12 protein-coding genes are annotated in these 7,764 nt (G+C 47.3%); all 12 read left to right on the top strand.

Translation table 11 applies throughout. From position 1 onward, the window contains the following. Nucleotides 1-1,554: elongation factor G (gene fusA, locus AC1DWB_RS29665; RefSeq protein ID WP_477544704.1), on the top strand; the 1,554-nt coding region annotated here is incomplete at its 5' end. 44 nt (nt 1,555-1,598) lie between these two features. Beyond that, on the top strand, nt 1,599-2,789 hold the full coding sequence (gene tuf, locus AC1DWB_RS29660) for an elongation factor Tu (protein ID WP_477544703.1): 1,191 nt from the start codon (nt 1,599-1,601) through the stop codon (nt 2,787-2,789). Between the two features lie 289 nt (nt 2,790-3,078). Beyond that, nucleotides 3,079-3,387, top strand: coding sequence for a 30S ribosomal protein S10 (gene rpsJ / locus AC1DWB_RS29655; RefSeq protein ID WP_477544702.1), 309 nt, complete (start codon nt 3,079-3,081; stop codon nt 3,385-3,387). Nucleotides 3,388-3,430: 43 nt separating this feature from the next. Then, nucleotides 3,431-4,057, top strand: coding sequence for a 50S ribosomal protein L3 (gene rplC / locus AC1DWB_RS29650; RefSeq protein ID WP_477544701.1), 627 nt, complete (start codon nt 3,431-3,433; stop codon nt 4,055-4,057). A 25-nt stretch (nt 4,058-4,082) separates the two neighbouring features. Further along, nucleotides 4,083-4,706, top strand: a complete 624-nt coding sequence (rplD, locus tag AC1DWB_RS29645; RefSeq protein WP_477544700.1) for a 50S ribosomal protein L4 — start codon at nt 4,083-4,085, stop codon at nt 4,704-4,706. After that, complete coding sequence (gene rplW, locus AC1DWB_RS29640; protein WP_477544699.1) at nt 4,706-4,996, top strand: 50S ribosomal protein L23; 291 nt, start codon at nt 4,706-4,708, stop codon at nt 4,994-4,996. The genes rplD and rplW overlap by 1 nt, the downstream gene beginning before the upstream one ends. Before the next feature lie 26 nt (nt 4,997-5,022). Beyond that, the gene (gene rplB, locus AC1DWB_RS29635; protein ID WP_477544698.1) at nt 5,023-5,853 is read left to right on the top strand and encodes a 50S ribosomal protein L2; all 831 of its coding nucleotides are present in this window, start codon (nt 5,023-5,025) and stop codon (nt 5,851-5,853) included. A 39-nt stretch (nt 5,854-5,892) separates the two neighbouring features. Next, nucleotides 5,893-6,171 carry a 30S ribosomal protein S19 gene (gene rpsS / locus AC1DWB_RS29630; protein ID WP_477544697.1) on the top strand — a complete coding sequence of 93 codons (279 nt, stop codon included), beginning with the start codon at nt 5,893-5,895 and terminating at the stop codon, nt 6,169-6,171. A 44-nt stretch (nt 6,172-6,215) separates the two neighbouring features. Continuing rightward, complete coding sequence (rplV, locus tag AC1DWB_RS29625; RefSeq protein ID WP_127584011.1) at nt 6,216-6,551, top strand: 50S ribosomal protein L22; 336 nt, start codon at nt 6,216-6,218, stop codon at nt 6,549-6,551. 13 nt (nt 6,552-6,564) lie between these two features. After that, on the top strand, nt 6,565-7,227 hold the full coding sequence (gene rpsC, locus AC1DWB_RS29620; protein WP_477544696.1) for a 30S ribosomal protein S3: 663 nt from the start codon (nt 6,565-6,567) through the stop codon (nt 7,225-7,227). A gap of 2 nt (nt 7,228-7,229) precedes the next feature. Continuing rightward, nucleotides 7,230-7,667 (top strand): 50S ribosomal protein L16, encoded by a 438-nt coding sequence (gene rplP / locus AC1DWB_RS29615; protein WP_477544695.1) that lies wholly within the window; start codon nt 7,230-7,232, stop codon nt 7,665-7,667. Continuing rightward, nucleotides 7,654-7,764, top strand: a 111-nt coding sequence (gene rpmC, locus AC1DWB_RS29610; RefSeq protein WP_477544705.1) for a 50S ribosomal protein L29, incomplete at its 3' end; no start/stop codon positions are given. The genes rplP and rpmC, both read left to right, overlap by 14 nt.

The following is a 7,764-nucleotide window of genomic DNA, read 5'->3' as shown; positions in this document are numbered from 1 at the left end:
ATCATCGACTTGGTAGAGCGCAAGGCGTATCATTACAATGACGACTTGGGCAAAGATATCCAAGAAATTGAGATTCCTGCTGAGTTAGCAGCCAAAGTCGATGAGCTCCGCAATGAGCTTGTTGAGAAAGTAGCTGAGCTTGACGAAGACCTGACGATGAAATACTTGGAGGGTGAAGAAATCTCCATCCAAGAATTGAAGGCAGCGCTTCGCAAGGGCGTTACTGAAGTGAAGATATTCCCAGTTGTCGCTGGATCGTCTTATCGCAATAAAGGCGTTCAGTTGATGCTGGATGCGGTTGTAGATTACTTACCGGCTCCAATTGACGTTCCAGACATTAAGGGGACGCTTGAAGACGGTACGGAAACGATCCGCAAATCTTCAGACAACGAACCGTTCTCAGCACTTGCTTTCAAAATTGCAACCGACCCTTATGTTGGTAAGCTCACATTCTTCCGCGTATACTCCGGCGTCCTTAGCTCGGGTTCGTACGTGTTGAATGCGACTAAAGGTAAGCGCGAGCGCGTCGGTCGTATTCTGCAAATGCATGCGAACAGCCGTCAAGAAATTAGCGAAGTTTACTCCGGTGACATTGCTGCGGCTGTAGGCTTGAAAGAAACGATCACAGGCGATACACTTTGCGATGAGAAGCATCCGGTTATTCTGGAATCCATGAACTTCCCGGATCCGGTTATCTCCATCGCGGTTGAGCCGAAGACTAAAGCGGACCAAGACAAATTGGGCGTTGCGCTTTCCAAGCTGGCTGAAGAAGATCCGACTTTCCGTTACTACACGGACGAAGAAACAGCTCAAACGATTATTCAAGGGATGGGCGAGCTTCATCTTGAGATTATCGTAGACCGTATGCTTCGTGAGTTTAAAGTAGAAACTAATGTCGGTAAACCTCAAGTTGCTTATCGCGAAACATTCAAGACAGCCGCTAAGGTTGAAGGTAAGTTCGTTCGCCAATCTGGTGGACGCGGTCAATACGGTCACTGCTGGATCGAGTTTACGCCGTTGGAGCCAGGTACTGGCTTCATATTCGAGAACAAAGTTGTCGGTGGTGTTGTACCTAGAGAGTTTATCGCTCCGGTACAGGCAGGTATTGAAGAATCCATGAAGAATGGGGTTCTTGCCGGATTCCCGCTCGTGGATATCAAAGCAACTATTTTTGACGGTTCCTACCATGATGTTGACTCTAGTGAAATGGCGTTTAAAATTGCCGGTTCGATGGCTTTGAAAGCCGCGAAAGACAAGTGTAACCCATGCTTGCTTGAGCCAATCATGAAGGTAGAAGTTACTGTACCAGAAGAATACATGGGCGACGTTATGGGCGATTTGAACTCCAGACGCGGACGCATCGAAGGTATGGACTCACGCGCAGGCGCACAAGTCATTCGTTCGAAGGTACCGTTGTCCGAAATGTTCGGATACTCCACAACCCTCAGATCGCGTACGCAAGGACGCGGCGTGTATTCGATGGAACTCTCTCACTATGAAGAAGTGCCTAGAAGCATCGCTGAAGAAATCGCAGCCAAGAATAAAGGCGCATAATCATACAATACAAACTTTCTTATTATAAGGAGGAATAGCAAGTCATGGGAAAAGCGAAATTTGAACGTAACAAACCCCACGTAAACATTGGAACAATCGGTCACGTTGACCATGGTAAAACAACTTTGACAGCTGCTATCACTACCGTTCTTTCCAAGAGATATGGCGGCGCTGCTGTAGCATTCGACCAAATCGACAAAGCACCAGAAGAGCGCGAGCGCGGAATTACAATCTCCACAGCTCACGTTGAGTATGAAACACCTAATCGTCACTACGCACACGTAGACTGCCCAGGACACGCCGACTATGTTAAAAACATGATCACCGGCGCTGCCCAAATGGATGGAGCGATCCTGGTTGTATCCGCAGCTGACGGCCCAATGCCGCAAACTCGCGAGCACATCCTTCTCTCCCGTCAAGTAGGCGTTCCTTACATCGTCGTATTCTTGAACAAGTGCGACATGGTAGACGACGAAGAGTTGTTGGAACTGGTTGAAATGGAAGTTCGCGACTTGCTTAGCGAATATGAATTCCCAGGCGACGACACTCCGGTTATCCGCGGTTCCGCTCGTGAAGCTCTGCAAAACCCTGATGGCGAATGGGCTAACAAAATCATCGAATTGTTCGATCAAGTGGATACTTTCATCCCAACTCCTGAGCGCGATGTAGCTAAGCCTTTCTTGATGCCAGTCGAGGACGTCTTCACAATCACAGGTCGTGGTACAGTAGCTACTGGCCGCGTAGAGCGTGGAGTTGTTAAAGTATCTGACGAAATTGAAATCGTCGGTATCGCTGAAGAAACTCGCAAATGCGTAGTTACAGGCGTTGAAATGTTCCGCAAGCTGTTGGATTCCGCACAAGCTGGAGACAACATCGGCGCATTGCTTCGTGGTGTAGAGCGTAAAGATATCGAACGTGGACAAGTTTTGGCTAAGCCGGGTTCCGTTAAGCCACACACGAACTTCACAGCACAAATCTACGTTCTGACTAAAGAAGAGGGTGGCCGTCACAAGCCTTTCTTCACAGGTTACCGTCCACAGTTCTACTTCCGGACTACAGACGTAACTGGCGTTATCTCTCTTCCAGAAGGCACTGAGATGGTTATGCCTGGCGATAACATCAGTGTTACTGTTGAACTGATCAACCCAATCGCTATCGAAGAAGGAACACGCTTCGCAATTCGTGAAGGCGGTCGTACAGTAGGCGCCGGTGCGGTTGCATCGATCCAAAAGTAATCTCTTCTATTATATAGAAGAAACAAAATGGAGCCCTCGACTTTGAACAAGTTGAGGGCTCTTTTTATTGCCTCGTAGGCAGTAGTTTAATATTTGGGGATTAGTCTAATTATTTTCTTGCTTTTCCTTTTGATTTTTTATATAATATTAGACGTTGGTCTGTGACTGTGCGATGATGTGAGAGGTTGCTGACACACCCGGCCCCTTTGCCATGAGGGAATGGATGCTGCCAGGGGATTTTCACGGAGTATGTCCGATACTAAATTGGGCGATAGAAGGAGGGAATTATATGGCAAAGCAAAAGATTCGTATTCGCTTGAAAGCATACGATCACAGAGTTCTTGATCAATCCGCAGAGAAAATCGTGGAGACAGCTAAGCGTTCCGGTGCAGGTGTATCCGGTCCGATTCCGCTTCCTACGGAAAAGCAAATCATTACTGTTCTGCGTGCAGTTCACAAGTACAAGGATTCCAGAGAGCAGTTCGAAATGCGTACGCATAAGCGTCTGATCGACATCGTGGATCCGACTCCGCAAACGGTCGATGCTTTGATGCGTTTGGATCTGCCATCCGGCGTAGATATTGAAATTAAGCTGTAATACTAGTTCGTTCATCGAAATGTAAAGGAAAAGAGGTGTCAACATGAAAGGTATCTTAGGGAAGAAACTGGGGATGACCCAAGTATTCGCCGCCGATGGAACAGCCGTACCGGTTACCGTGATCCAAGCAGGACCTTGTGTCGTACTGCAGAAAAAAGATCAAGATAACGATGGTTACGAGTCGATTCAAATCGGATTTGACGATAAGAAAGAAAGCCGTGCAACAAAACCTGAGCTGGGCCATGCCAAAAAGGCTAACGCAGCACCTAAGCGCTACATTAAAGAAATTCGCGGTGTTAATGTTGGCGAGTTCGAAGTAGGCCAAGAGCTGAAAGCTGATATTTTCACAGAGGGCGAATATGTTGACGTGACGGGTACTTCTAAAGGTAAAGGATTCGCAGGCGCCATCAAGCGTTGGGGACAATCCCGCGGACCGATGTCTCACGGTTCCAAGTATCACCGTGGTATAGGTTCGATGGCTGTCATCCGTACGGGTAACCGTGTACCGAAAGGCAAACGTATGCCAGGGCACATGGGTAGCGAAACCATCACTATTCAAAAATTGCAAGTTGTTAAGGTTGATACAGAGCGTAATGTTCTTTTGGTAAAAGGATCGATTCCTGGAGCTAACAACAGCTACGTCAGTGTAAAGTCGACCGTTAAGAAGTAAGAGGTTAGAGAAAGGAGGAACAAACATGCCAAAGGTAGCACTGTATAATGTTAGCGGAGCGCAAGTAGGTGAAGTGGAACTGGCTGATGCTATATTCGGAATCGAGCCGAACAAGTTCGTACTTCATGAAGCGGTTGTTAATCAACAAGCTACGCAGCGCCAAGGTACGCACAAAGTAAAGGGTCGCTCTGAAGTTCGAGGCGGCGGTCGCAAACCATGGAAGCAAAAAGGTACTGGCCGTGCACGTCAGGGTAGTATCCGTTCGCCACAATGGAAAGGCGGCGGTATCGTATTCGGACCAACGCCACGTGATTATGGCTACAAAATGCCAAGAAAAGTTCGTCGTTTGGCTATCAAATCCGCTTTATCTTCCAAAGTCATCGATAACGGAATTATCGTGTTGGATCAACTGAGCTTGAGCCAACCGAAAACGAAGGAATTTGCAGCAATCCTGAGCAACCTGAAGGTTGATCGCAAGGCATTGGTAGTAGCTGCGAATTACGATGATAATGTAGCATTGTCGACTCGGAACATTCCGAATGTTAAGTTCGTGACTGCGGAGGGCATTAACGTTCTTGACGTTCTTGTATACGACAAACTCATTATTACGAAGGAAGCAGTCGAGAAGGTAGAGGAGGTGCTTGCGTAATGAAAAATCCTCGTGATATTATCAAGCGCCCAATCATCACAGAACGTACAAGTGACCTGATGTCGAACAACACTTATGTGTTTGAAGTCGACAAGCGCGCGAACAAGACGGAAATCAAGTTGGCCATTCAAGATATTTTTAAGACCAAGGTGTCCTATGTAAACACGATTAACGTTCCAGCTAAACCGAAGCGTTATGGCAAATACAATGGATATACGTCCGAATGGAAAAAAGCAATCGTTCGTTTGACTGCAGATAGCAAGCCGTTAGAGTTTTTTGAATCGGTTTAATTTCGTGAAGTAAGGAGGGAMTCGAAGTGCCAATCAAATCATTTAGACCGACTACCGCATCCAGACGTCAAATGACGGTCTCTACGTTTGAAGAGATTACAACTTCAACACCAGAGAAATCGTTGTTAGCGCCACTGATGAACAAAGCCGGTCGTAACAATCAAGGTAAAATTACGATTCGTCACCAAGGCGGCGGACATAAGCGTAAATACCGGATTATTGACTTCAAGCGGAATAAAGATGGCATACCGGGACGCGTTGCTACAATTGAGTACGATCCGAACCGTACAGCCAACATCGCTTTGATCGTCTATGCAGATGGAGAGAAGCGTTACATCTTGGCACCTAAGGGTCTCAAGGTTAACGACAAAATCAGCTCCGGCGTTGGTTCCGACATCAAAATCGGAAACTCGTTGCCGTTGGAAAACATTCCAGTCGGTACTGTGATTCACAACATCGAGTTGAAGCCTGGTAAGGGTGGACAAATGGTTCGTGCAGCTGGAACCGAAGCTCAATTGCTAGGTAAGGAAGAAGATTACGTATCGATCCGGTTGTCTTCCGGTGAAGTTCGCCGCGTATTGAAGGTTTGCCGCGCGACGATCGGTTCCGTAGGTAACGAAGATCACGAATTGATCAACATCGGTAAAGCAGGACGCAAYCGTTGGTTGGGCAAACGCCCTACAGTCCGTGGGGTTGTTATGAACCCTGTCGATCACCCACACGGTGGTGGTGAAGGCCGCGCTCCAATCGGACGTAAATCACCAATGTCTCCATGGGGTAAGCCTACGCTTGGTTACAAAACCCGTAAGAAAAGCAAAGCTTCTGACAAATATATTATTCGTCGTCGCACGAAGTAATAACCTGTTCAGCAAGGTTGCACGAAAGGAGGACGCACTATGGGCCGCAGTTTGAAAAAAGGACCTTTTGTAGACGATCACTTGATGAAAAAAGTAGAGGCATTGGGAACTGGTAAGAAAGTAGTTATCAAAACCTGGTCACGCCGCTCTACAATTTTCCCTCAATTCGTCGGACATACTTTTGCTGTTTATGATGGCAAAAAGCACGTACCTGTATACGTTACGGAAGACATGGTCGGACATAAGCTTGGTGAATTCGCACCTAGCCGTACGTACAAAGGACATACCGACGATGACAAGAAAACCGGTAAACGATAAGAAACCGTCGAGAAACATCTTACGCTTGAGAGGAGGGTACTACCATGCAACAAGCCAAGGCTCATGTGAGTCACGTGCGCATTTCTTCGCGTAAAGTACAATTGGTCATCGATTTGATTCGGGGCAAGAAAGTGGGCGATGCGGTTGCGATTCTTCGTCACACTCCGCGTTCTGCTTCTCCAGTAGTGGAGAAACTGCTCAATTCGGCCATCGCAAATGCAGAACATAACTTTTCGCTGGATCCCAATAAGTTGGTGATCTCGGAAGTGTATGTTAACCAAGGTCCAACGATGAAGAGATTTCAACCTCGTTCGCAAGGACGTGCGTTCAGCATATTTAAACGTACCAGCCACATTACATTAGTGGTATCTGAGAAATAAGGAGGGATAACGTGTGGGTCAAAAGGTAAATCCCGTCGGTTTTAGAATTGGAGTCATCCGAGATTGGGAATCCAAGTGGTTCGCGGAGAAAGACTTCGGTACCTTGTTGATGGAAGACGTCAAGATTCGTGAATACTTGAAGAAAAAGCTGAAAGATTCAGCTGTTTCCCATTTTGATATTGAGCGTGCAGCTAACCGCGTCAACGTTACGATTCACACTGCCAAGCCGGGTATGGTTATCGGTAAGGGCGGCGCTGAAGTTGAAGTGATTCGGAACTACATCGCACAACTGTCGAATAAGAAGGTCCACATTAACATCGCTGAGATCAAGAATCCGGAATTGAACGCAACACTGGTTGCAGAGAGCATTGCTCAACAACTAGAGCGTCGTGTATCGTTCCGTCGTGCGATGAAACAATCCATCCAACGTTCGATGAGAGCAGGCGCCAAAGGGATCAAAACCGGCGTTAGCGGTCGTCTGGGCGGTGCGGAAATCGCTCGTAGCGAAGGCTATAGCGAAGGTACAGTACCTCTTCATACACTGCGTGCTGACATCGACTACGGAACAGCAGAAGCGCACACGACTTATGGTCGTATTGGTGTGAAAGTCTGGATTTATCGTGGAGAAGTTCTTCCGACAGCGAAGAAAAAGGCTGTACAGGAAGGAGGAAACTAATCATGTTGATGCCTAAACGTGTGAAACACCGGAAAGAACATCGCGGCAAAATGGCGGGCAATACCAAGGGCGGTGCGGAAATCGCATTCGGCGAATACGGTTTGCAAGCTACGGAACCAGCATGGGTTACGAACCGTCAGATTGAAGCGGCTCGTATTGCAATGACTCGCTACATCAAGCGGGGCGGTAAAGTTTGGATCAAGATATTCCCTTCCAAGCCTGTTACGCAAAAACCTCTCGAGGTGCGGATGGGTAGTGGTAAAGGTAACGTTGAGAAATGGGTAGCCGTAGTAAAGCCAGGTAAGATTATGTTTGAACTGGCCGGGGTGAGCGAAGAAATCGCACGCGAAGCTATGCGTCTTGCCTCCCACAAGCTCCCGATCAAAACGAAATTCGTGAAACGCGAAGAAGTAGGTGGTGAAGCAAATGAAAGCAACTGAAATTCGTAACTTAACCACTGCTGAGTTAGAGCACAAAATTTCCGGTTACAAGGAAGAACTCTTTAACCTCCGTTTTCAACTGGCTACTGGTCAACTG

It is taken from the genome of Paenibacillus sp. P4_E11 (assembly GCF_056401635.1).
The sequence above is the reverse complement of the archived record's forward strand: the minus strand, read 5'-3'. Positions and strand labels throughout refer to the sequence as shown.

What these genes read in the sequence shown, in the direction of transcription:
- tuf (WP_477544703.1), top strand. Translation starts at nt 1,599, where the DNA reads ATGGGAAAAGCGAAATTTGAACGTAACAAACCCCACGTAAACATTGGA.
- rpsJ (WP_477544702.1), top strand. Translation starts at nt 3,079, where the DNA reads ATGGCAAAGCAAAAGATTCGTATTCGCTTGAAAGCATACGATCACAGA.
- rplC (WP_477544701.1), top strand. Translation starts at nt 3,431, where the DNA reads ATGAAAGGTATCTTAGGGAAGAAACTGGGGATGACCCAAGTATTCGCC.
- rplD (WP_477544700.1), top strand. Translation starts at nt 4,083, where the DNA reads ATGCCAAAGGTAGCACTGTATAATGTTAGCGGAGCGCAAGTAGGTGAA.
- rplW (WP_477544699.1), top strand. Translation starts at nt 4,706, where the DNA reads ATGAAAAATCCTCGTGATATTATCAAGCGCCCAATCATCACAGAACGT.
- rpsS (WP_477544697.1), top strand. Translation starts at nt 5,893, where the DNA reads ATGGGCCGCAGTTTGAAAAAAGGACCTTTTGTAGACGATCACTTGATG.
- rplV (WP_127584011.1), top strand. Translation starts at nt 6,216, where the DNA reads ATGCAACAAGCCAAGGCTCATGTGAGTCACGTGCGCATTTCTTCGCGT.
- rplP (WP_477544695.1), top strand. Translation starts at nt 7,230, where the DNA reads ATGTTGATGCCTAAACGTGTGAAACACCGGAAAGAACATCGCGGCAAA.